Source organism: Paenibacillus sp. DMB20 (genome assembly GCF_000987955.1).
Taxonomy (GTDB): domain Bacteria; phylum Bacillota; class Bacilli; order Paenibacillales; family Paenibacillaceae; genus Paenibacillus_AQ.
Genome location: NZ_LAZU01000037.1, coordinates 191,410 through 212,989 on the forward strand (window position 1 = coordinate 191,410; position 21,580 = coordinate 212,989).

Annotated in this window: 22 protein-coding genes and 2 pseudogenes; 4 read left to right on the plus strand and 20 right to left on the minus strand. The window is 52.0% G+C overall.

Features of this window, described 5'->3' with window-relative positions; genetic code table 11:
• Positions 1 to 84 precede the first annotated feature (84 nt).
• The 6 genes and pseudogenes from xerD to XI25_RS21595 form a co-directional block, all read right to left on the minus strand.
• The gene (xerD, locus tag XI25_RS21570; protein WP_046680182.1) at positions 85 to 978 is read right to left on the minus strand and encodes a site-specific tyrosine recombinase XerD; all 894 of its coding nucleotides are present in this window, start codon (positions 976 to 978) and stop codon (positions 85 to 87) included.
• 44 nt (positions 979 to 1,022) lie between these two features.
• Positions 1,023 to 1,256: a DUF4227 family protein gene (locus XI25_RS21575; RefSeq protein WP_046680183.1), complete on the minus strand. Its 234-nt coding sequence runs from the start codon at positions 1,254 to 1,256 to the stop codon at positions 1,023 to 1,025.
• 258 nt (positions 1,257 to 1,514) lie between these two features.
• Complete coding sequence (fur, locus tag XI25_RS21580) at positions 1,515 to 1,979, minus strand: ferric iron uptake transcriptional regulator (RefSeq protein WP_046680184.1); 465 nt, start codon at positions 1,977 to 1,979, stop codon at positions 1,515 to 1,517.
• A gap of 97 nt (positions 1,980 to 2,076) precedes the next feature.
• Positions 2,077 to 2,712, minus strand: a complete 636-nt coding sequence (spoIIM, locus tag XI25_RS21585) for a stage II sporulation protein M (RefSeq protein ID WP_046680185.1) — start codon at positions 2,710 to 2,712, stop codon at positions 2,077 to 2,079.
• Positions 2,713 to 2,793: 81 nt separating this feature from the next.
• Positions 2,794 to 4,007, minus strand: a pseudogene (locus XI25_RS21590) (endonuclease Q family protein).
• 2 nt (positions 4,008 to 4,009) lie between these two features.
• Positions 4,010 to 4,588 (minus strand): NUDIX hydrolase, encoded by a 579-nt coding sequence (locus XI25_RS21595; RefSeq protein ID WP_046680186.1) that lies wholly within the window; start codon positions 4,586 to 4,588, stop codon positions 4,010 to 4,012.
• Positions 4,589 to 4,724: 136 nt separating this feature from the next.
• Between XI25_RS21595 and mciZ the strand changes: the two genes are divergently transcribed.
• Entirely contained in the window at positions 4,725 to 4,877 is a 153-nt protein-coding gene (mciZ, locus tag XI25_RS32395) for a Z-ring formation inhibitor MciZ (protein WP_082112460.1), read from the plus strand.
• 110 nt (positions 4,878 to 4,987) lie between these two features.
• A complete protein-coding gene (locus tag XI25_RS21600) occupies positions 4,988 to 6,196 on the plus strand; it encodes a hypothetical protein (RefSeq protein WP_046680187.1) in 1,209 nt (402 codons plus the stop codon).
• 122 nt (positions 6,197 to 6,318) lie between these two features.
• Here XI25_RS21600 and XI25_RS21605 read toward each other — a convergent pair whose 3' ends face one another.
• A complete protein-coding gene (locus XI25_RS21605) occupies positions 6,319 to 7,446 on the minus strand; it encodes a tripeptidase T (RefSeq protein WP_046680188.1) in 1,128 nt (375 codons plus the stop codon).
• A 150-nt stretch (positions 7,447 to 7,596) separates the two neighbouring features.
• On the opposite strand from XI25_RS21605, the gene prli42 reads away from it, so the two are divergent.
• A complete protein-coding gene (prli42, locus tag XI25_RS33025) occupies positions 7,597 to 7,698 on the plus strand; it encodes a stressosome-associated protein Prli42 (protein WP_152669193.1) in 102 nt (33 codons plus the stop codon).
• 21 nt (positions 7,699 to 7,719) lie between these two features.
• Here the strand turns inward: prli42 and lipB are convergent, their stop codons facing one another.
• From lipB to lpdA, 5 genes and pseudogenes are all read right to left on the minus strand, one after another.
• Positions 7,720 to 8,406 carry a lipoyl(octanoyl) transferase LipB gene (lipB, locus tag XI25_RS21610; protein ID WP_046680189.1) on the minus strand — a complete coding sequence of 229 codons (687 nt, stop codon included), beginning with the start codon at positions 8,404 to 8,406 and terminating at the stop codon, positions 7,720 to 7,722.
• 74 nt (positions 8,407 to 8,480) lie between these two features.
• A complete protein-coding gene (locus tag XI25_RS21615) occupies positions 8,481 to 9,875 on the minus strand; it encodes a dihydrolipoamide acetyltransferase family protein (RefSeq protein WP_046680190.1) in 1,395 nt (464 codons plus the stop codon).
• A 19-nt stretch (positions 9,876 to 9,894) separates the two neighbouring features.
• Positions 9,895 to 10,881 carry an alpha-ketoacid dehydrogenase subunit beta gene (locus tag XI25_RS21620; RefSeq protein ID WP_046680191.1) on the minus strand — a complete coding sequence of 329 codons (987 nt, stop codon included), beginning with the start codon at positions 10,879 to 10,881 and terminating at the stop codon, positions 9,895 to 9,897.
• A gap of 2 nt (positions 10,882 to 10,883) precedes the next feature.
• Positions 10,884 to 11,908 (minus strand): annotated as a pseudogene (locus XI25_RS21625) (thiamine pyrophosphate-dependent dehydrogenase E1 component subunit alpha).
• 190 nt (positions 11,909 to 12,098) lie between these two features.
• A complete protein-coding gene (gene lpdA, locus XI25_RS21630) occupies positions 12,099 to 13,520 on the minus strand; it encodes a dihydrolipoyl dehydrogenase (protein WP_046680192.1) in 1,422 nt (473 codons plus the stop codon).
• 153 nt (positions 13,521 to 13,673) lie between these two features.
• Between lpdA and XI25_RS21635 the strand changes: the two genes are divergently transcribed.
• On the plus strand, positions 13,674 to 13,979 hold the full coding sequence (locus XI25_RS21635; protein WP_046680434.1) for a DUF2627 family protein: 306 nt from the start codon (positions 13,674 to 13,676) through the stop codon (positions 13,977 to 13,979).
• A gap of 133 nt (positions 13,980 to 14,112) precedes the next feature.
• Here the strand turns inward: XI25_RS21635 and XI25_RS21640 are convergent, their stop codons facing one another.
• The 8 genes from XI25_RS21640 to XI25_RS21675 all read right to left on the minus strand — a co-directional run bounded on the left by XI25_RS21640 (position 14,113) and on the right by XI25_RS21675 (position 21,579).
• The gene (locus tag XI25_RS21640; protein WP_046680193.1) at positions 14,113 to 14,322 is read right to left on the minus strand and encodes a hypothetical protein; all 210 of its coding nucleotides are present in this window, start codon (positions 14,320 to 14,322) and stop codon (positions 14,113 to 14,115) included.
• Positions 14,323 to 14,343: 21 nt separating this feature from the next.
• Positions 14,344 to 15,243, minus strand: a complete 900-nt coding sequence (locus XI25_RS21645) for an NAD-dependent epimerase/dehydratase family protein (RefSeq protein WP_046680194.1) — start codon at positions 15,241 to 15,243, stop codon at positions 14,344 to 14,346.
• Between the two features lie 219 nt (positions 15,244 to 15,462).
• A complete protein-coding gene (spo0A, locus tag XI25_RS21650; RefSeq protein WP_046680195.1) occupies positions 15,463 to 16,266 on the minus strand; it encodes a sporulation transcription factor Spo0A in 804 nt (267 codons plus the stop codon).
• A gap of 192 nt (positions 16,267 to 16,458) precedes the next feature.
• A complete protein-coding gene (spoIVB, locus tag XI25_RS21655; RefSeq protein ID WP_046680196.1) occupies positions 16,459 to 17,793 on the minus strand; it encodes a SpoIVB peptidase in 1,335 nt (444 codons plus the stop codon).
• 105 nt (positions 17,794 to 17,898) lie between these two features.
• Positions 17,899 to 19,635: a DNA repair protein RecN gene (gene recN / locus XI25_RS21660; RefSeq protein ID WP_046680197.1), complete on the minus strand. Its 1,737-nt coding sequence runs from the start codon at positions 19,633 to 19,635 to the stop codon at positions 17,899 to 17,901.
• 40 nt (positions 19,636 to 19,675) lie between these two features.
• A complete protein-coding gene (ahrC, locus tag XI25_RS21665) occupies positions 19,676 to 20,125 on the minus strand; it encodes a transcriptional regulator AhrC/ArgR (protein ID WP_046680198.1) in 450 nt (149 codons plus the stop codon).
• Between the two features lie 31 nt (positions 20,126 to 20,156).
• Positions 20,157 to 20,639 carry a hypothetical protein gene (locus XI25_RS21670; protein ID WP_046680199.1) on the minus strand — a complete coding sequence of 161 codons (483 nt, stop codon included), beginning with the start codon at positions 20,637 to 20,639 and terminating at the stop codon, positions 20,157 to 20,159.
• A 70-nt stretch (positions 20,640 to 20,709) separates the two neighbouring features.
• Positions 20,710 to 21,579, minus strand: coding sequence for a TlyA family RNA methyltransferase (locus XI25_RS21675; protein WP_046680200.1), 870 nt, complete (start codon positions 21,577 to 21,579; stop codon positions 20,710 to 20,712).
• Between the last annotated feature and the right edge of the window lies 1 nt (position 21,580).

The following is a 21,580-nucleotide window of genomic DNA, read 5'->3' on the forward strand; positions in this document are numbered from 1 at the left end:
CAAGTATGGGTAGGCTGAGATGGAAAGTGCCGTAAACTCGTCGAATCCTTTTTTACTGCATATATTAATTTCGGTAAAAGGATATCAGCTTCCTGCACGCGGATGAAAGCTTTCGTATACTTCCTTCATGTTTCTTTTGGCCGGCTGATAAATCTGGGTGGTTGAGATGTCGGAATGCCCCAGCAACTCCTGTACGGAACGGATATCCGCACCGTTGTCAAGCAGATGGATGGCAAAAGAATGCCGCAGCGTATGGGGGGTGATTTCCTCCTCGATGCCGGCTTCCCTCCCATACTTTTTAATGATTTTCCAAAAGCCCTGACGGGTCAGCCTGGATCCCTGCGTGTTTAGAAACAGCCCTGTCTCCCCGGAGTTTTCCTTAAGGAGCTTGCTTCGCATGTCTCTTAAGTAGAGAGCTACGCTTCGGGCGGCAATGGGGCTGATCGGAAGAATCCTCTCTTTCCCCGAGTTGCCGGTGCACCGCACATACCGCATTTCCGTGTTTACGTCTTCCACGGCAAGGGTAACAAGCTCCGACACGCGGATTCCCGCCGCGTACAAAAGCTCCAGCATGGCCTTGTCCCTGGCCCCCTGGGGAGCGGCCACGTCCGGGGCCTCCAGAAGCCTGTCAACCTGTTCGACCGACAGGGCTTTGGGGCTTTTGCGTTCAGGTTTTGGCGATTCGAGCATTAAAGAAGGATCCTGCGCTATAACGGAATGGCGGACCAGGTATTGAAAAAAAGAGCGGAGCGATACCGTGCAGCGCATCATCGTGGACGGCGCCCTGCCCAATTGCTTTAAACGTCCCATGTACAAACCAAGCAGTGTCCGGTTCACTTCCGTCGGTTCATGCACGCCCCGCTCATTCGCAAAGGCGATAAAGCCTGCAATGTCGTTGCGGTATGATTCTATGGTGCTGTGCGACAGCCCTTTTTCCTCCGCCAGGAAGGAGATATAGGTGTCCAAATACTGCTTCATGATTATTCTGCTCCTTATCACTGCTATCATACGGGTCAGACCCGTTATTCTCCATACCAATAATAGAGACGAAGTCTGTCACGCGGCGACACGCGCTTATCCGGCGAACCTTCCGGCTGAAAAGCCTTGACGGCATGTCCGGCCGGTACGCGGTACGGGTCGGGCGGCGCCACCCAGCGGCTTGCCAGGCCCAGCACGTAGTAAAAAAATAACGTAAGCGCGGCAAATAAAAAAACAAACCGCAGAAAGGAACCGATTTTGCGAACGGAAATGATCATGATTCACAGCCCGCCTTTCATCCGATAGACTCCTGTCAAACAAGCCTATGAGCTTTTAGGACGAATTATGACGGGAAGGGCGTCTCGATCATTTTTCCCTTATACAACTTTATCCGGCTATGAATCCCTTACGAATCAGTAAACGCAATTATACTTTCTTATATCTTCAAAAAAAGCCCTCCCGGAAACGTCCATCTCCGTAAGAGGGCTCACTGTATGACGATTAAGGCTTCGTCACTGCAGTAAACTGCTATCGAATTAAGAATCGCTGCTGTCATGTTTGCCCTTTTCCTTACACCGGTAACAGATGCCGTGGAAATCAAGGCGGTGATCATGAACGGTAAAATTAAATTCCTTTTCTAGCCGCTCTTCCAAAGGTCCCAGCCAATCCTCGCGTATTTCATCCATGCTTCCGCATTGGATACAAATCAGATGGTGATGATGGTGTTTGGACGTATCCGTCCGCAGGTCATATCGGGCCACACCATCGCCAAAGTTGATTTTTTCCACCACATGCAGCTCGCTTAAAAGCTCGAGGGTTCGGTATACGGTTGCCAGACCGATCTCGGGAGCTTTTTCTTTGACAAGCATGAACACGTCCTCTGCGCTGAGGTGGTCTTCCTCATTCTCCAACAATACGCTGACCGTGGCTTCCCTTTGGGGCGTTAATTTGTAGCCTTGGGATTGTAACTGCTGCTTAATTTTGTCGATCCGTGCTTCCATCGTTTCCCTCCCCCTTGGAAATCACTGCACGTAATTGTTCGCTTCCTTCATTATAGGGGGATTTTGCAAACAAAGTCAAACGGTTTTGATACACCTCTTAACTGCTTGCAGGGAGAAGCATCGGTGCTACCCACCGCATCATTCCTGGCGTCACCCAGGCTTCAAAAGACGAAATGCCCAGAAGCAGGAGGGCCATGACGAAGGTCATGACGGCGTACGACGTAAACGGCTTGGCTACCCCTCCGCTCCGCTGCATGAGAAGACGATTTTTGATGATATATAGTGAAAAGGTGATTGCCGCCACGCTGCACATCAGAAGCACCGGGATGACCAGCAAATTTTGCGGGGCAACCGACACAAGCGCAAACAGCAGCCCTTTCCAGGAATACTGGCCGACAAGGTATCCAACCGTAAAGCCGATCAGAACTCCCTTTAAAAAATCAAGGATAAGGATGCCGGGCAGGCCGATGACCGACAGACCCAGTATCCAGATCAAGCCAACCCATTTCAAATGAAGAGCTGCGATGCTCCCGAAGGATGCGCCGCTTTCGTTTTCGGCGTCTTCATGCAGCGTCAGAAAAAAATGGTCCAAATATCCGGCAAGATCCTGCTGCTGCTCAAGAGACAGCGCATTGACCATCAACGCCCCGAACAATACGCCAACTAAAAACAAAACGGCAACAAACACATAGAGAGGCATCTGATCCTTCAAACTCTGGCGGAATGATTGCATGGAATAGAGTCTCCTTTCCTGTCCCTATCCTACTCTATGTGCGTGTGCCGCCTTCTATGACTTCCTTCGGATTGATAGATTTCAGCGGACAACCTTGCCGTACGTTCCTCCGCCGCCGGATGAGAGTTCGAGGCTGCCGTTTCTGGCCGACGCGATGCTTCGGGCCAAAGCCTCTCCGGCTACGGCTGCCAGCTCGCTTTCGGAAGCCCGATGCAGAATGGCCATTTCCGTGCCAAAGGCTTCAAGCAGTCTGGTCATTGCCGCTTTTCCGAGTCCCGGGATAAATTCGAGCGGAACCTGATAGTAATAAGGCGGCCTGCCTTCCGAAACGATCGGTTCCTTCCGGTCGGCAAAACTCATGATCCGGTCAAAGACGCCTTGAACGGTCTTCAGGCTGCCGCAGTACGGACAACGTTCCGAGGAGGACACAATGGCCTCCTCATCCAAAATGCTGCTGCAGCTGGAACAGTATGTCCTATGATACTTGCCAAGCCGGGGATTCAGCCCGTAATTCGCCGTTATTTTTCTTCCGTCCGCCTGCCGGAGCGCCATCGCAAACTCGTCGTACGAAGCGAAGCCATGGCGATCCGGTTGTACTCTCTGCCGATTTTGCCGAGAGAATGCGCGTCCGAGTTCGTTAAAAAAGAATAGTCGTCCAGCTCGGATACATGGCTTGCCATGGTTGTGTCGGCACTTAAGCCGAGTTCAACGGCGACGATGCTATTGGGGTCGAGCACTTTGCCGATGCAGTCTGTCATGCTGCCGTACAGTCCCTTATGCGGAGTAAATATGTGGGCAGGAATAAACAGGCCTCCCCGCCGAACGACTTCCCGCTGCAACTCCGCGGGTTCCACATAAATCCGCTGGGAGCTGAGCTGGACGTTTTTCATGTGCCGAGACATCCATTTCGTGAAATCCTGCATCTCCGGCAAGGTTCGGAAATAAGCCAACACATGCGCTGCCCCGCCTCCCTGCACCTTGATCTCAATTTCGCTTCCAAGCAGGATCACCGTATTTTTGTAAGCAATGCCCCCTCCTTTTATCTCCTTCATCCGTCCGCTGTCCAAACAGGAAAGAATATCTTCCTGTACGGAAGGAGAGTGGCAATCAATGATGCCGATCATTTCAATTCCTTTGCGAACGGCCGCTTCTTCCGAGATGTTCTCAAACGTCAGATTCCGGCTTCCGCTGATTTTGACGGCCTGTCCGCTTTCTGTCCGGCCGATGTGGATATGCATGTCGCAGTAGTACTCGCCCAGAAGGGATTCGGTCTTGGATCGAATGTTTTCTGGCATCGTTAAATCTCGCCCGTCAGCTTGTATTTGTGCCACGCATACACCGCCAATATCGTTTTGGCGTCGCTGATGCGTTCTTCGTCGATCAAACGGTAGGCCTCCTCCAAGGTGATTTCGGACATCTCCAGGAATTCATCCTCATCGGGCTTCATGTCTCCTCCGGTAAGATCCTCCGCCAGGAACAAGTGGATGATTTCGTCCGCAAAACCGGGAGAAGTATAGAAGGAACGCAGCTTGCGTATCGATCCGCAAGAATACCCCGTTTCCTCCTGCAGTTCACGCTTGGCGGCTTCAAGGGGATCTTCCCCCCGCTCCAGCTTGCCGGCAGGGATTTCGACCTCGCAGCGGCCAAGGGGCTGCCTGTACTGATCCACGACGAGCATTTTATCGTCATGAATGGCCAGGACCGCTACCGCGCCGGGATGACGGACGACTTCGCGGGTAGCGAGCTTTCCGTCGGGAAGCATGACCGTGTCCACCTGCAGGGAGATAATCTTTCCTTCAAATATGGGCTCGGAAGATACGGTGCTTTCTTCCAATATTTCGTTGTTCAAGCGGTTTCTTTTTCCGAGATCGCTCATTTATATGACCTCCTTGGTTTAAAAGCGGCATGACAGCCAAAGCTGATGCATAAGGTGTATTATATCAAACTCTATAAGTGTATGTTCAAAAAGTCGACCGTTTTGAACTACCTCTAAAAGAAAGAAGGAACATGACGTGAAAAGCTACCAAGGGTCAAAATCGGTTCATCTCGTCGGACAGGCTTGGCAGATCCGGGCGTTACTGAAGCAGTGGCAGCGTCAATGGGGCCCCGAGGTCACGATCTCGGAGCTGCTTCGGAAAAACGATGCCGACAAATACGAAAGGTAAACGTTTTTTTAGGTACAAAGACTCATTTTTCGACTTTTTTTCTGTTTTTTTCGTTATTAAGCCATGACTAACACCCCTGTCCATGTGTTCTATTAGTGGGAGGTTTCGACATGAGATATGTATTTAATTCAGAACCTGAACAATATAACGAAGTACCGCCGACGCAGCCGTTGGAACTTGGAAAATGGCATGAAAAACGCGGCCGTTTTGACGAAGCCTTATCCTGCTTCAAGCAAGCGGCCATTGAAACTTCTTTGCCTAGCAGGGAGTCCAATGATCCCGGACATTCGGCCCAAAGTTGGATCGAATACGGCCGATTGAGCGCACGGTTAAATAAATACGCGGAAGCCGATAAAGCATTCGGTCACGCATTGCGTTTTGGTTTGAATTATGCCGCCGCCTCCCTTAGGGAATGGGCCTCTTTGATGCACCGAAAAGGATGGAGTGACCGCGATATTTTTAATCGGCTCTCAGCCGAGGCATCCGCACACGGCATCCCTGCGAAATGCCTTGGATCCGCCCTGTATGAAATTGGTGCTTATACGGAAGCTGCGCTATGCTTTACCATGACGAATTATGATGATATGCAATCCGGAATGCTTCATGTTTGCTGCCTGGTGGCGAACAGCCGTTTAGACGAAGCCATCAACCTAATAGCCGAACTAAAACATGAGTTTGCTCCCCGGAACTGGTCCTGGAATGAGGAGCAGTCTTTTATCAGCCTTGCCCATTTCCTGTGCAAATGGAAGATTGAAGGCCATTTGCCTTTTCTTCCGACATGCATGGAAGACCGATTGAAATTAGCCGAAACCGCCGTTTCGCTGGGGATGATCCCTGAAGCGGAAATAATCCTTTCGCAAGAGGGTACGAGCGGGGAATATATTCTCATCCACCTGCTTTATGCCGAAGGATATCTTTGCAAGGCTGAGGAAAGATTAAGCCGTATGGAGGATCTTCCTATCGATCTATCCGTCCCTTATGGCGCCCGGCTGCAGTTTATTGCCGCTGAGCGTCTTTATGACCGGGGACAGTATGAACGGGCGTCAGCCCTGTTTCAGGACCTTCGTCAATCCAAGCCTGACGATACCGCATCCCGTTTTGGGGAAGCCGCCTGCTATTTGCAATCTGCCCTTCTGTCTCTCTCGGCCCGCATCGAAAGGCTTGACTGCACGGAAGCCGTCAAACAACAGGCTTTGGAATATATGAAAAGCATTCATGCCGCGCTTCATATCGTAGAAAGCACGCAATGGCATACTTCATGGACTCCCGCCCAGCTGCGGCGCGAATCCGGAAGTTGCCATGCCATGCTGTTGAATTGATCCTGCCGCCTCCCATCGCATGTTCAACGAAGGCCGATCGCCCCGTCCAACAAAAAAAGCCCGCTCCGGGATTTAAGCTCCGGTGCGGGCTAAGTTATATCAACGATGCCTTATTCAATCAACTATCCTTTAGCCGCTTCCTTAATGATTGCAAGGACGACTTCCGCGGCTTTAACCAGATCGGATGCTTTGATGCGTTCGTTGGTTGTATGAATCTCTTCATAGCCGACGGCCAGATTGACCGTAGGGATGCCGAGGCCATTGAATATGTTGGCATCGCTGCCGCCCCCGGAATGGAACGTGCGGCCTGACAGTCCGAGTCCGCCGATGGCGCGCTTCGCCAGCTGAACCACATCGTCGTTTTCGTTGTAGCTGAAAGCGGGATAAACGATTTCGCTGCGGAATTCGCACTGCGCTCCGTATTCCCTTACGGTGGTTTCGAGCGCTTCGCGCATCTGATCGATTTGCTTTTCTACTTTTTCCTGAACGATGCTTCTCGCTTCGGCATCGATCTGGACGAAGTCGCATACGATGTTTGTCGGGCCGCCGCCTTGGAATTTGCCGATATTGGCCGTCGTTTCGTTATCGATGCGGCCCAGATTCATTTTGGCTATCGATTTCGCGGCAACCTGGATAGCGCTGATCCCGTCTTCCGGATTTACGCCGGCATGTGCCGACTTCCCCTTAATGATCATCGTAACCCGGGCTTGTGTCGGCGCTGCGACTGCAATAGCCCCGACTTCGCCGTTCGAATCGAGCGCATATCCCATTTCGGCATCCAGGTGCTTCGGATCCAGCGAACGAGCACCCATCAGACCCGACTCTTCCCCCGCGGTTATGACAAATTGAATTTGTCCGTGCGGGATTTGATTGTCCTTGATGACTCGTATGACTTCAAGCAGGGCCGATATTCCCGCTTTGTCATCCGAGCCGAGAATGGTCGTTCCGTCGCTGCGGATGTACCCGTCTTCACCAAGCTCAGGCTTGATCCCCTTGCCTGGCGTTACGGTATCCATGTGACAGGTAAACAGAAGTTTGGGCCCGCTGCCGCCGTGCTCGGCTTCCCAGGTAATAATCAGGTTGCCGGCGCCGTGACCCGTTTTCTCTTTCGTATCATCCTCAACCACCTGAAGTCCCAGGCTGCCGAATTTTTCCTTCAACGCGACGGCGATTTGCTCTTCATGCTTTGTTTCGCTGTCAATACGGACGAGTTCCATAAACTCGCGAACCAACCGTTCCTGTGAGATCACTGGACTTCCCTCTCTTTCCTAGATAGGTTACAATGTTTTTGTACGATGTACTGTGCAAGCGGCTGTTTTTGCAAAATCCGCCGTGGACTTCGCATTTAATGAATTAAACCTTATGCTCATCATTTAAACTAAATCCAAAGGAGTAACACAATGCAGCAAAAAAAATGGTTTCGTATCGTTATCTACCTTATGCTCGCGGCGATGGTCGGCTCGACGCTCTTTATCGTCCTGGAGCCTTTTCTGCTTCGCTGATCCCGAGGCGTCTAAATCATATTACTGATCCTTCATCTGAACCTCATATGGAAAGACCCGGGTGAAGTAAGGAACGATCTCCCGGGCAACTTCCTCCACCTCGACGGCTCTTCCCGTACATTCCTCCAATGAGGTAACGCCGTATTCCTGAATACCGCAGGGAATAATTCCGGAAAAGCCTTCCTTCTCAATCCCTGCCTTTACGTTCAGTGCAAAACCATGACTCGTAACGAATCCGCGATGATTGCGGCATTTATTGAATTTGACACCGATTGCGCAAATTTTACGGTCGCCTACCCATACGCCGGTATACTCGGGCTTACGCCCGCCTTCAATGCCAAAGCCTGCGAGATAATCGATGATCACCTGCTCCACATTCCGCAAATAACCGTGCAAATCCAAATTTTTGCCTCCGTCAAGCAGCAAGAGAGGGTAACCGACCAACTGTCCCGGACCATGATATGTAATGTCCCCGCCGCGGTCGATCTCAAACAAAGAAATGCCACGGGCTTCAAGCTCTTCCCGGCTTAACAGCAAGTGTTCGGGATGGCGCTGGGAGCCCATGGTATAAGTCGGCGGGTGCTGAAGGAGCATAAGGCACTCGTTAAGCTCCCCCAGATCGATCCCCTTTACCCGTTCCTTTTGAATATCCCAGGCAGTATCATAATCAATCAGCGGCGTGTAAGAAACGTCAAGTCTTTTTTTCATCGCGGTCTGCCCCTTCTTTCTTAGGATACCCCATAAATTGTTCTCTACCTATGCTAATCATGCCCTGCGGATCATCAGTAAAGCTTGGTATCCATCGTAAATCCTTCAAGATTGTCCTTGACCCGCTGCAGGAACCGGCCGCATATCACGCCGTCCAGAATCCGGTGATCCAGGGACAGACAAAGGTTGGCCATGGATCGTACGGCAATCATATCGTTGATGACGACAGGCTTTTTCACAATGGACTCGAATGTCAGGATGGCCGCCTGCGGATAATTGATAATCGGATAGGACAAAATGGACCCGAACGAGCCCGTATTATTTACCGTGAACGTTCCGCCCTGCATGTCATCCAGCGTCAGCTTGCCTTCGCGCGTCTTCCGGGCAAGTTCCTCGACTTCTCGGGCCAAACCGGCGATATTTTTCTGGTCGGCCCGTTTAATCACCGGCGTCAAAACCGAATCCTCGGTTCCTACCGCCAGCGAAAGGTTGATGTCCCGTTTAACGACGATTTTATCCACCGCCCAGAAGGAATTCATGATCGGGTAATCCTTGATCGCGTTAACCACGGCCTTGAGCAGAAATGCCAGATAAGTCAGATTTACGCCTTCCTTGCGTTTGAACTCATCCTTCAGCTTGTTTCGCAGCAGCACAAGATTCGTGACGTCGACCTCAATCATCGTCCAGGCATGCGGAATTTCGGAAACGCTCTGCCGCATGTTTCTGGCAATCGCGCTGCGGATCGGCGTGACGTCGATATAATGCTCCGTTCTCCCGGTCCCTTCCCCCTCAACCTCGATCGTGGGGATCTTGGGAAGCTCCGTCAAATGCAGACCCGAGTGCCGGACATCCGGGATGGCCGTTCCCAGCGGAGGAGTCGGCTCCACCCGCTGCGGCGTTACGGTACCGGCAAACGGGGAGGCCGAGGATACGGAAGCCCCCGGCTGGGCCGGCACGGAACTTGAAGCGGGGGCAGAAGGCGCCGCAAACGTTGTTTGAGTTCCTCCCTGCTCAATAAACATAAGCACATCTTTACGGGTAATCCGCCCGCCCATACCGGTACCCGTTACCCGGCTCAGATCGATGCCGTGCTCGGCTGCCAAGCTTTGAACCGCAGGCGAATATCGAGCCCGCATCAACTCGCCGACAGCCGCAGGCACTTGACTAGAAACCGGCCGGGATTGCACGGGAGCAGCCGTTTCGGGGGCCACCGACGCTTCAGCCCGTATTCGGCAGATGATCTCGCCGACACTTACGGTACGTCCTTCCTCAGCCAGTATCTCCCCCATGATGCCGTCCATGGTGGAAGGAATTTCAGCGTTAACCTTATCGGTCATGACTTCGCAGATCGGTTCATACTGCTCGATCCGGTCTCCCGGTTTTTTCAGCCATTTGGCAATCGTAGCGGACACCAATGATTCCGCCAGCTGCGGCATTGCCACATCCGTCATTTTCCCGTTATCAGACATGCTCACAACTCCCTGTATCTTAGTAAAGCGCCAGCTGACGCATCGATTCCTTCACTTTGTCCTTGTTTAACATATAGAACTTTTCCATCGGGGGGCTGATCGGCATCGCCGGAACGTCCGGAGCGCATAACCGCGTGATTGGGGCATCCAAATCATAGAGGCAGTTCTCCGAAATAAGAGCCGCAACCTCGGCGCCGACGCCCCCGGTTTTATTATCTTCATGCACGATCATGACTTTCCCGGTAACCCGGACGGCTTCAATGATGCTATCACGGTCCAGCGGCTGGAGTGTTCGCAGGTCCAAGACATGTGCGGTTATTCCTTCTTCCCGCTCCAACTCTTCTGCAGCCTGCAGCACAAAATGCAGCGGCTGGCTGTAACCGATGACGGTGATGTCCGCTCCTTCCCGGAGCAGATTGGCTTTTCCGATCGGTACCGTGTAATCCTCTTCCGGCACATCGCCCTTAATGAGCTTGTAGCATTTCTTGTTCTCGAAGAACAGAACCGGATCGGGATCCCTGACCGCTGCTTTTAGCAAGCCTTTCGCGTCATAAGCCGTAAACGGAGCGACGATTTTAAGACCGGGCGTGCCGAAAAAAATGGATTCGGGACACTGGGAGTGGTACAAGCCCCCGAAAATGCCGCCGCCGATCGGAGCCCGGATGACGACGGGACAGCTCCAGTCGTTGTTGGTACGGTAACGGATCTTTGCCGCTTCGCTTATGATTTGATTGGTGGCAGGGAGCATAAAGTCCGAATACTGCATCTCGGCAATGGGCTTCATCCCGTACATCGCCGCCCCAATGGCAACGCCGGCAATCGCCGACTCGGCAAGCGGCGTGTCAAGGACGCGCATCTCCCCAAACTGGTCTATCAAACCCTTGGTCGTGGTAAAAACCCCGCCTTTGACGCCGACGTCCTCGCCAAGCACGAATACGGATTCGTCCCTTTCCATTTCTTCCTTCATCGCCAGCCGAATCGCATCGATATATTCCATAACGGCCATCGTCAGACCCCTCCTTCATTCTCGGCATACACATGCAGCAGTGTATCCTCCGGCTTCGGAAAAGGAGCCCTGTCCGCATACTCCGTCGCTTCTTTGATTTCCAGGTTCAATTGCGCTATCAGGTCTTCATCCCGTTTCTCGTCCCACAAACCGCAGCTCACCAAGTATTGCTTAAAGCGGCTACGCCGTCCTTCTTCCAGTTCTCCTCCACTTCCTCTTTGGTCCGGTACGCCAGATCATTGTCCGAGGTGGAGTGGGGAGAGAGCCGGTACATCATCGATTCGATCAGGGTAGGTCCTTCGCCGCGAACCGCCCGCTCCCGGGCTTCCTTGACGGCGGCATAGACCTCCAGGGCATCGTTGCCGTCCACGCGGATTCCCGGGAAGCCGTAGCCAAGGGCACGATCGCTGACTTTGCCGCCAAGCTGCTTATGCGCGGGAACCGATATCGCATACTGATTATTTTCACACATAAAGATAACGGGCAGTTTGTTAACTCCGGCAAAGTTGCAGCCCTCATGGAAATCCCCCTGGTTGCTGGAGCCCTCACCGAAGGTTACGAAGGATACAAAATCCTTTTTTTGCATCTTGGCCGCAAGCGCAAATCCGACTGCATGAGGCACCTGGGTGGTAACCGGACTTGAGCCCGTCACGATCCGGAGCCGCTTGCTTCCAAAATGGCCCGGCATCTGGCGGCCGCCGCTGTTAGGATCCTCGGCCTTGGCAAATGCGGAAAGCATCAATTCTCTCGGAGTCATCCCTACCGCAAGGACAAAAGCATAATCCCTGTAATACGGGAGAAAGTAATCCTTTTCCCGGTCAAGGGCAAATGCGGCAGCCGCCTGGCATGCCTCCTGCCCGATCCCGGATACGTGGAAATTGATTTTGCCCGCACGCTGCAGGAGCAGATTCCGTTCATCAAATTTCCGGGCAAGCATCATATATTTGTACATGTCCAGCACTTGTCCGTCCGTCAACCCAAGCTGCTTATGCCTGTTCTGTTCAGTTACTGTTTCTTGGTCATTCATGGAGGTCCCTCCTTTATCATCAAGCCAAGGCACGCCCGAAATCGCAATATTTCCACGGATAACGGATAGCTTTTACCAGTCCCCAGATCTAGTATTAAAACCTGGTACTAAGACTTGGCTTAATGTTATTATAATCCCTTTTTTCGCAAAAGGAAATGAGGGATTGCTCACTGGGCTTAAAAGCACCCTCTTAAATACCGGTGGCCATGCCGTTAACGGCAAGCATCGCTTCGCCCATAATCTCGGATAAAGTCGGATGGGCATGAACCGCAGTGCCTACCTCCCAAGGCGTCGCGTCCAACACCTGGGCGAGTGCCGCCTCTCCGATCAGCTCCGTCACGTGAGGACCGATCATGTGAACGCCCAGGATATCGTTGGTGGATCTGTCGGCAATCACTTTGACGAATCCTTCGGAAGCGCCCTGAACCAGCGCTTTGCCGATAGCCTGGAACGGAAATTTGCCGATTTTGATCTCGTGTCCCCGATCTTTGGCCTGTTTTTCGGTCAACCCTACGCTTGCCGCTTCCGGGCGCGTATAAACGCAGCGGGGAATCCATTCGCTACGGTACGGTGTAACATGCGCTCCCGCCAAATGATTCGCTGCCGTTATGCCTTCATGACTCGCCGCATGGGCAAGCTGGAGCCCGCCGATCACATCCCCGATCGCATAAATATGCTGTTCGGTCGTCTGCATGAACTCATTGACGACGATAAGCCCCTTGTCCACACGAACGTCCGTATTTTCAAGTCCGATATCATCGGCATTCCCCACCCGGCCGACAGACAACAGCATCTTGTCCGCTTTCAATGTATGCTCCGTTCCTTTGTGTCGAACCTGGATATGAACCTGCTCCTCTTCCGCCTTGAAGGAATCCGTCAATAGCTCGGCTCCCGTCATTACGGTGACTCCCCTGTTCGTCAGGAGCTTCAACATCTCTTTGCCGATATCCTCATCCTCAGCCGGAAGGAGCCGGTCAGAGGCTTCCACCACGGTAACCCTCACGCCAAAATCATTCAGCATCGAGGCCCATTCCACGCCGATAACGCCACCCCCGACGATTACCATAGAGGATGGCAGCTCTTCCATAAGAAGTGCATGATCGCTCGTCAACACATGAACGCCGTCGGGCTCCAATCCCGGAAGATGGCGCGGACGCGATCCCGTTGCGATGATCAGATGGGACGGAACGACCGTTTCCATCTCCCCGTCCGGCAGTTCTACCGCTACGGCTCCGCTTCGCGGCGAGAAGATGGATGGGCCGATCACCCGTCCTGCGCCCTGGACCACACGGATTTTATTTTTGCGCATTAAATACTGGACGCCTTGATGAAGCTTATCGACGATTTCATCCTTGCGCTTCTGGACTTTGCGAAACGACAGCCGAACGCCTTCCGCCTCAATCCCATAACTCTCGCTTTCCTTCATTTCGGCGTAGACCTCGGCGCTTCTCAGAAACGACTTGCTCGGAATGCAGCCGCGGTGAAGACACGTTCCTCCAAGCTTGTCCTGCTCTATAATGACAACATCCTTCCCGAGCTGGGCGGCGCGGATGGCAGCCACATAGCCGCCGGTTCCGCCGCCGAGTATTGCCACATCACATGTTATTGCCACAGACGGCACCTCCGCATTATGTATGATTCATATTAATTGTACTCTCTTTTGACCGTATTACAAATTCGGCCCTTTCTTAAATAGACACGGCAAAGGGAAAAAGGTATGATAGAACTGAAAATTTCAATTAACAAAATTAAGGCAGGTAACCATATGCGATTGCTTATTTCCCGATTTGCCGCCATTATTATTTTGGTCATCCCTGGCCTTATGGCGATGAAAGGCTTTTTAATGATGAAAGATGCCGTATTTCTATATATTTCCGTGCACGGCGACGAACGGGTAACAAATCCGACTTTTCAATGGCTTTCTTTCGGAGGAGGACTCTTTCTCTTCCTGCTGGGCATCGGTTTCCTGGGAGGCTGGATCTTGTTCCGCGACCGCAAGCGCAATTATGTAGGTCCCCGATTCAAAAAGAAACGCCCGAAACCGGACGGACCCGTCCGTACAAATTCATAGTTTTTTGAAACGAGAAACACCGGGGGGAAATCCGCACCGGTGTTTTATTCTTGCCTTATGATCCAAAAGAAAACTACGGAACGGATTCTAAAACGAAAGCGAAAATTGTTTGCCGAATCGTCCGGCATTACACTTATTCGTAAAGGGCTTCCTTTAATTTCGTGGACATTCGATCGTGTTTCGATGACTTTAATGCTGCGCGCCGAAGATTTCCGTTCTGGCGCCGGAGCGTTTCCACTTCCGCCAGCAATCCGGCAACAAGTTCAGCCGCTTCTCCGCTAAGAAGGCCTCGTTCCTCCAAATTTTTTGCCTGAGCCGCTAATTCCGCTGCGGTGTCGTTCATGATGATCTTCCTTCCTGTTTCTTAACTGCTTGTTTGCTTCTTGAGTTCGTTTGATATTTCAGCGATGAGCCGCGGCATCCACTCCCGCACATCCCAAAACGAAAATCCGGCCGTCTCCGCCCTGCCGTTATCCATAGTCCAATCGCCGGGGATGCCGAAAGGCGACATGCGTTCCGGTCCGGCGGACGGAAGCAATGGCGCGGCATGGCCGGTTTCCTGACGGATCATCTCCATCACTTCGGTTACGGACACCGCTCCGTTCGAGCAGGCGTTCACCGGCCCCTCAAACCTAACGTCTCCGGCCCATTTTAAAAATGCCGCGGCTTCCCCCGCATGGATGAAGGAAATGGAGGCATCCGGCGCGGGAACGCCGATCGGTTCGCCCTTTAAAGCATGCTCCACATGAAACCAAAGCCTCTTCGTATAATCGTCGATTCCCAGTACGATCGGAAAACGGACGGCGACGACATTCAAATCATGCCTGTTAAACAACACGGCTTCGGCTTGCCGTTTACCTTCCTTATAGCTGTACTCTCCGTTATCATTCGTTAAAACGGGATAACGGTACGGGTCAAAATCTTCCTCTCTGAGAGGGTGATCGGCAAAGTCGTAAACGGATAGGGTGGACGTCAGCACGTAATGTCCGGCATGCCCGGCAAACAGGCGTGCCGCGTAAGCCGCTTCTTCGGGCGTATAACAAATATTATCATAAACCACATCATAGTCAGTTTCGTAAACCGCCTGCTTAAATGCATCCGAATCCTTACGGTCTACCGTGATCCGCTGCACTTGATTCCCGAAATGATCCGCACTTCGGCCTCTGGTCAGAATGGTAACCTCTTCTCCGCTCGCGATCAGGTCTTCCACCAATCTCTTACCGAAAAACCGAGTGCCTCCAAGAACCAATATTTTTCTAGCCATTTTAAACCTCCTGATTTACATTCAGCGTAAATGATCCTGCTTCATGCGCTTTCTTCCCCATTCTTCTTCTGCACAGGGGCCCCGTTTCCCTTCATTTCAATCCGGAGATGGACTGAAAAGAAATACGTCACTTCTTTAGAAATGATGACACGTGATCATCAGTTAAAGAAGTGACGCATTGTCACGGGCTTTAAGGAATACGCAAGGCTCCTAACCCTTTCAAGACACTTTGTGCTCAATCCGGAGCTTGTCGGCCACCATGGCGATGAATTCGGAGTTCGTCGGCTTGGACTTGCTGATATTGATCGTGTAGCCGAACAGATGGCTGATGGAATCGATGTTACCGCGGGTCCACGCCACTTCGATCGCATGGCGGATGGCACGCTCCACACGCGAAGGGGTTGTTTTGAATTTTTCGGCGATGGCCGGGTAAAGCGTTTTCGTGATGGCGCCCAGAATTTCGATGTTGTTGTATACCATCGTAATGGCTTCTCTCAGATATTGATATCCTTTAATGTGTGCAGGAACGCCGATTTCATGAATGATCGACGTAATATTTGCGTCCAGGTTCTTTCCTTTGCCCATCGGCACGACATTGGACTTCGATACCGTGAATGCGGTTCCGGCAGACATGCCGGTAGGAACGCCGACGAGCTGACGGATCCGGCTGGCCAGCACTTCCATGTCAAATGGTTTCAAGATGTAATAGGAAGCACCTAATTGCACAGCCCGCTGCGTGATGTTCTCTTGACCGAAAGCCGTGAGCATGATGATTTTCGGCTGAGGGGACAAATTCATATCCCGCAAACGCTCAAGAACACCGAGGCCATCCAAATGAGGCATAATAATATCAAGAATCAAGACGTCCGGAACTTTTCCGGATTCCCCAATCATATTGAGGACTTCTTCACCATTATAGGCGATTCCGGTAACCACCATATCCGGCTGGTCCGTAATGTATTCTCCAAGCAGGTTGGTAAACTCACGGTTGTCGTCTGCCAATAATACCTCGATTTTTTGCAATTCGTGCTCCTCCTTTATCTCTGATCAGTGTTTTAGTTAATTTTCTTGTAGTTAAAGTTTTCGACATACTCATTTAAATTCCTTCTGTCGAAAATTATTTTTCTTTATTTTTTTTTTGAGTTGTTTTATAATGATATATTTTGTCAAATTCATTCTATTTTCGGCTTTATACGACAAAAAAATCTTAAGGCATCAACCTGCCTTAAGATTTTGGGGTTTATGATGGGTGGTTGGCAGGACGCCGGAATCCTGCAGCATCCATTCAATAAAACATCCGTATCCGGATTTGGGGTCATTGACGAACACATGGGTCACTGCTCCGATCAGCTTTCCGTTTTGGACAATGGGACTTCCGCTCATCCCTTGAACGATGCCGCCGGTTTTCTTGATTAGCCTTGGATCCGTGATTCGTATGACCAATCCTTTTGTGGCCGGTTCAGCTTGGTGCGAGACATGGATGATTTCGACGGAAAAGCGCTCAACCTTCTGTCCTTCCACAACCGTCAAAATTTCAGCGGGACCTGCTTTGACTTCATTCGCCAAAGCTACCGGAATCGGTTCAGGATATAAGCTGTGACTGGGTTTTTCGCTCATTTTGCCAAAGATGCCGAAATGCGTGTTTCGCTCGACGCTGCCGAGTATGCGGCCGTCTTTCATGAAATGGGCACGCTTCTCGCCCGGCTCCCCCTCTTCGCTGCGGGAGATGGACGTAACGTTGGACTGCAGGATTTGCCCGCTTCCCACCTCAATGGGGGTCTGGGTATTCATGTCCGTTATGACATGTCCCAAGGCACCGTACACTTTCTGATGCGGGGCATAAAAAGTCAGCGTTCCGACGCCCGCGGCCGAATCCCGGATGTACAAGCCCAAACGCCAGGATTGATCCTCTTTATCGAAGACGGGCGTGAGCTTCGTTGTAAACGGTTTGCCGTTCCTCTTGAAGGTAATGTCCAGCGGTTTCTTGGACAAACCCGCTTTCTCCACGATGCCAGGGACCTTGGTCACGTCATCAAGGGATATGCCATCCATTTTCGTGAGCAGATCCCCCAGCTTCAAGCCTGCCGTTTCGCCCGGGGAAGACTTCCCGCCGTTCTCTGACTGTACCAGATGATGGCCGACGACAAGGATTCCGGCGGATTTCACTTTTACGCCGATGGTTTGCCCGCCAGGGTAAACTTTCAGTTCCGGCATTACATCCACATGAACGGTCTTTAGAGGAATCTTACCGAATAATTTCAAGGTTACTTCCGCTTTGCCGCTTTGCCGGGGATTGAGCTGCAGCGGCTGTCTCAGTGAAACCTGGAGCGCTGAACGGGAGGAACCGTTCAACTGTAATACATCAGGGCGGTCAACCGAAGCAATCGCCTGAACGGGCATGGCCAAGTTCAGGTTTGCCTGTTGGCCCGCGAACAGCCTTAATTGGTCAGGCAGGGCGGCTAAGGACTGTACGGGTTCTGCAGTTGCAACGAAACAAAGAAAGAAGGCAAGAATAAAACCGAGCAGTTTTCTCTTGAGGTTGGGGTTCAATGGCTGTCACGCTCCCTTTTTCTTCTTTCGCTTGACGAAAAGGTTGGTCGCCAATTGCGTACCTATAAGTTAACCTTGCCCCCAGCCTTTTATAACTGTCAATCATTAACCCGATGCCCTACGCTGAGCCTTTTGGGCCTCCGCCAAATTGAGCATTTCCTGGGCGTGATGCAGCGTTTTCTCCGTGATTTCCACGCCGCCCAGCATTCGTGCCAGTTCCTTGACCCGTCCTTCCTCGCCAAGCGGATCGACCTGGGTCATCGTTCTGCCGTCATCAAGCTTTTTCTCGATCAGGTACTGGTGATCTGCCATGCAGGCCACTTGCGGAAGGTGCGTAATGGAAAAGACTTGGCAGCTTTTAGCCAATATGTAGAGTTTCTCGGCTATGGACTGTGCCGCTCGGCCGCTGACGCCGGTGTCCACTTCATCAAAGATAAGGACGGGAATTTCGTCGTGACGGGCAAAAATGCTTTTCATCGCCAGCATCATCCGGGACAGCTCTCCGCCGGAAGCGATTTTAGCCAGAGGCCTTAACGGCTCTCCCGGATTCGGCGAGATGAGGAATTCGGCCGTGTCCATTCCCTGCTTGCCCAGGCGAAAACGTCGGCCTTCAAATTCATAACCGTTCGGGTCGTCCAGCTGATCCAGCCGTACCTCAAGCTTCGTCCGTTCCATCTGCAGGTCCTTCAGCTCATCCTCAACCTGGGAAGCCAGCTCCTTGGCGCATTGTTTTCGGGCATAACTCAATTCTTCGGCCGTTTCCACAAGTTCGGCAAGCAGCTTGTTTCTTCGCTTCTGCAGCCCTTCGATATGCTCGTCCTTATTTTCCAAAAGCTCGGTTTCCTGCCCAATGCGTTTGTAGTATGCCAGGATTTGCTCTACATTATCCCCATATTTTCTTCGCAAACCGGAAATCATGTTCAAGCGCTGTTCAATCTCGTCCAGTCTCTCCGGATTGAATTCGATGCCATCGCGGTAATCGCGCAGTTGAAACACGGCGTCCTCCAGCTGATAATAGGCGGACTGAAGCTGTTCCACGAGCGGCTTCAATCCTTTCTCGTCATAAGCCGAGACATCTTCAAGGCGGGAAAGTGCCCTGCTTATCGATTCCAATCCCTGCGAACCGTATAGAAGTTCGTAAGCGCCGCTCACGGAATCCATCATTTTTTCGCTGTGGGACAGCTTTACCCGCTCTTCGGCAAGCCACTCGTCCTCCCCTTCCTTTAGCTGGGCCGCAGCGATTTCTTCCAGCTGGAACCGGTACATATCGAGCATCTGGTAAGCCTTCTGGCTCGATTCCAGCAGTTCGTTAAGCTCTTTTTCCACTTTCATGAATAACCCGTACCGATCCTGGTACTTTCTTTTAATCGGACCGATTGCATGATCGCCGTACGTATCCAGCAGACCCAGGTGCCGGTCCGGACGAAGAAGGCTTTGATGTTCATGCTGGCCGTGAATGTTAATGAGCTGCTCGCCAATTTCCCGCAGCATGCTCAGGTTTACCAATTGCCCATTGATGCGAGCCGTGCTTTTTCCCTGGGATGTCAGCTCCCTGCGAATTAGCAGATGTTCATCGCGGTTTCCCTCAATCCCTAAGCGCTCCAGCGTCATCCAAACCGGATGGCCGGCCGGCAGGTCAAACAAAGCCTCGATCTCCGACTTGTCGCAGCCGTAGCGGATCAGGTCCGCCGATCCCCGGCCTCCCGCGATTAGCCCGAGTGCATCAATGATGATCGACTTCCCCGCTCCCGTTTCCCCGGTCAATACATGGAACCCCGGAAAAAATTGAACGTCCACCGCTTCCACCACGGCCAGGTTTCGAATAGATAACGTTACTAGCATGCCATGCACCTCCGACCCTTTTACTCAATCCATGTTCCGCCTACGATATATACCCCATGATTTGCTTCACCACATGCTCGCTGTCCTCTTCCGTCCGGCAAATGAGCAGAATGGTATCGTCACCGCATATCGTTCCCATAATTTGCGACCATTCCATGTTATCCAGCAGCACCGCTACGGAATTCGCCGTACCCGGCAAGCATTTCATCACAACCAAATTCCCTGTCCTGTCAATGTGGACAAAATTATCGACCAAAGCCCGCTTCAGTTTTTGTACCGGGTTGTAACGTTGATCCGTCGGCATGGAATACTTGTAACGCCCGTCGTCCATCGGCACTTTAATGAGCAACAGCTCTTTGATGTCGCGGGATACGGTTGCCTGCGTTACCTGAAAACCTTCGTTTCTCAGCGCTTCAACCAATTCATCCTGTGTTTCGATTTCCCGGTGGGTTATAATATCCCGGATTTTAATGTGGCGTTGTCCTTTCATGTTTAAAGAAGCCTCCTGATATTCAGCTGATTTAATCGTCGTTTCCGATCCATTCCTCGTCCGACCAATCCATCGTCAACCGCCGGACGGCACTTTCATTTTGGTCGATGTACAGCAAACCCGCACATTCCGGATACAGCAGCAGGAGCGGCATCAGCCGATCCCTTATGCCGGAACCTGTCCAATCCACGGGCAATCGGTCCCGCGACAGTTTTACAAGATAAAGTTCCCCGCCGTCATCCGATGCGACATAGTCGATAAACAGGCGGCTGTGCACCGATCCTTCCTCCGTGTCAAAGGATAAGTTTATTTTGACTTTTCCCCCTATCACTTCATACCCTTCCCGCTCCAATAATTCAATCGCGGGATGATCCTGAATGCGTTCATTGATGGGCATACCGGGCAGCTGCGCCGCAGGCGGAGACATAAGCCAGCGGTTTAGCCGCCACCCCAGCACGATCACCGCAAATATGCCGATCAGCACCATCAGAAGTCCGTCCATACGTTCGCTCAAGCACGCTCACCTCGGATTTTGTATTCGAGGATGCAGGGGGCAACTCCTTTTTTTCAGCAAAAGAAACTCATCATTTCGATGAGTTTCCCGTAAATGTATGAGCCGCTTGCTGCACGGTGTCGTCGATCCATTGGCCCAGAAAATCGGGTGTCTGCTCAATGCTCCCCGGTTCTTCCGTCAGGACCTCTCCCTCCGGCGGAACGCGCCAGTGGGCCAGAAATTCAATATTTCCCTCGCCTCCGGTAATCGGGGAGAAGGTTAGGCCCTTCAGCTCGAATCCGAGACCGTGGGCAAAAGCAAGCACTTCCGTCAACACTTCCCGGTGCACCTTCGGATCGCGCACCACTCCGGATTTCCCGACTTTTTCGCGTCCAGCCTCAAACTGAGGCTTGATCAAAGCCGCCACGTCCCCAGGTTTATCAAGCAGAGCTTTTAACGGCGGAAGAATAATCCGCAAGGAAATAAAAGAGACGTCGATGCTGGCAAAATCAGGCCGCGGCCCTTTCATATCTTCCGGTGTCATGTAGCGGAAGTTCGTTCGCTCCATTACGTTAACGCGGTCGTCGTTACGGAGAGACCAATCGAGCTGATTGTAGCCGACGTCGATCGCATAGACATACCGCGCCCCATGCTGAAGGGCACAGTCGGTAAAACCGCCGGTGGAAGACCCGATATCAAGCATCGTTCTCCCGGTCATGTCAATCCCGAAGTTTTTTAGCGCTTTTTCCAGCTTCAACCCTCCGCGGCTGACGTATGGATGAACCGATCCTTTCACCCGGATTTCCGTATCGCGGGGAATTTTCATTCCCGCCTTTTCGATCCGTTCCGTGCCGGCGTAAACAATCCCGGCCATGACGGCAGCCTTTGCTTTTTCCCGGCTTTCGTAGAAGCCCTGCTCCACGAGCAGGACATCGATGCGTTCTTTTTGCGATGAATTCATT

Excerpts from the sequence above, each read along its gene's own strand:
- XI25_RS21675 (WP_046680200.1), bottom strand. The coding sequence starts at position 21,579 with ATGAATTCATCGCAAAAAGAACGCATCGATGTCCTGCTCGTGGAGCAG.
- XI25_RS21595 (WP_046680186.1), bottom strand. The coding sequence starts at position 4,588 with ATGAGCGATCTCGGAAAAAGAAACCGCTTGAACAACGAAATATTGGAA.
- fur (WP_046680184.1), bottom strand. The coding sequence starts at position 1,979 with ATGGAAGCACGGATCGACAAAATTAAGCAGCAGTTACAATCCCAAGGC.
- ahrC (WP_046680198.1), bottom strand. The coding sequence starts at position 20,125 with ATGAAAGGACAACGCCACATTAAAATCCGGGATATTATAACCCACCGG.
- prli42 (WP_152669193.1), top strand. The coding sequence starts at position 7,597 with ATGCAGCAAAAAAAATGGTTTCGTATCGTTATCTACCTTATGCTCGCG.
- XI25_RS21615 (WP_046680190.1), bottom strand. The coding sequence starts at position 9,875 with ATGTCTGATAACGGGAAAATGACGGATGTGGCAATGCCGCAGCTGGCG.
- XI25_RS21635 (WP_046680434.1), top strand. The coding sequence starts at position 13,674 with ATGCGATTGCTTATTTCCCGATTTGCCGCCATTATTATTTTGGTCATC.
- XI25_RS21620 (WP_046680191.1), bottom strand. The coding sequence starts at position 10,881 with ATGGCCGTTATGGAATATATCGATGCGATTCGGCTGGCGATGAAGGAA.
- XI25_RS21640 (WP_046680193.1), bottom strand. The coding sequence starts at position 14,322 with ATGAACGACACCGCAGCGGAATTAGCGGCTCAGGCAAAAAATTTGGAG.
- spoIIM (WP_046680185.1), bottom strand. The coding sequence starts at position 2,712 with ATGCAATCATTCCGCCAGAGTTTGAAGGATCAGATGCCTCTCTATGTG.
- XI25_RS21600 (WP_046680187.1), top strand. The coding sequence starts at position 4,988 with ATGAGATATGTATTTAATTCAGAACCTGAACAATATAACGAAGTACCG.
- recN (WP_046680197.1), bottom strand. The coding sequence starts at position 19,635 with ATGCTAGTAACGTTATCTATTCGAAACCTGGCCGTGGTGGAAGCGGTG.
- XI25_RS21645 (WP_046680194.1), bottom strand. The coding sequence starts at position 15,243 with ATGGCTAGAAAAATATTGGTTCTTGGAGGCACTCGGTTTTTCGGTAAG.
- XI25_RS21575 (WP_046680183.1), bottom strand. The coding sequence starts at position 1,256 with ATGATCATTTCCGTTCGCAAAATCGGTTCCTTTCTGCGGTTTGTTTTT.
- lipB (WP_046680189.1), bottom strand. The coding sequence starts at position 8,406 with ATGAAAAAAAGACTTGACGTTTCTTACACGCCGCTGATTGATTATGAT.
- xerD (WP_046680182.1), bottom strand. The coding sequence starts at position 978 with ATGAAGCAGTATTTGGACACCTATATCTCCTTCCTGGCGGAGGAAAAA.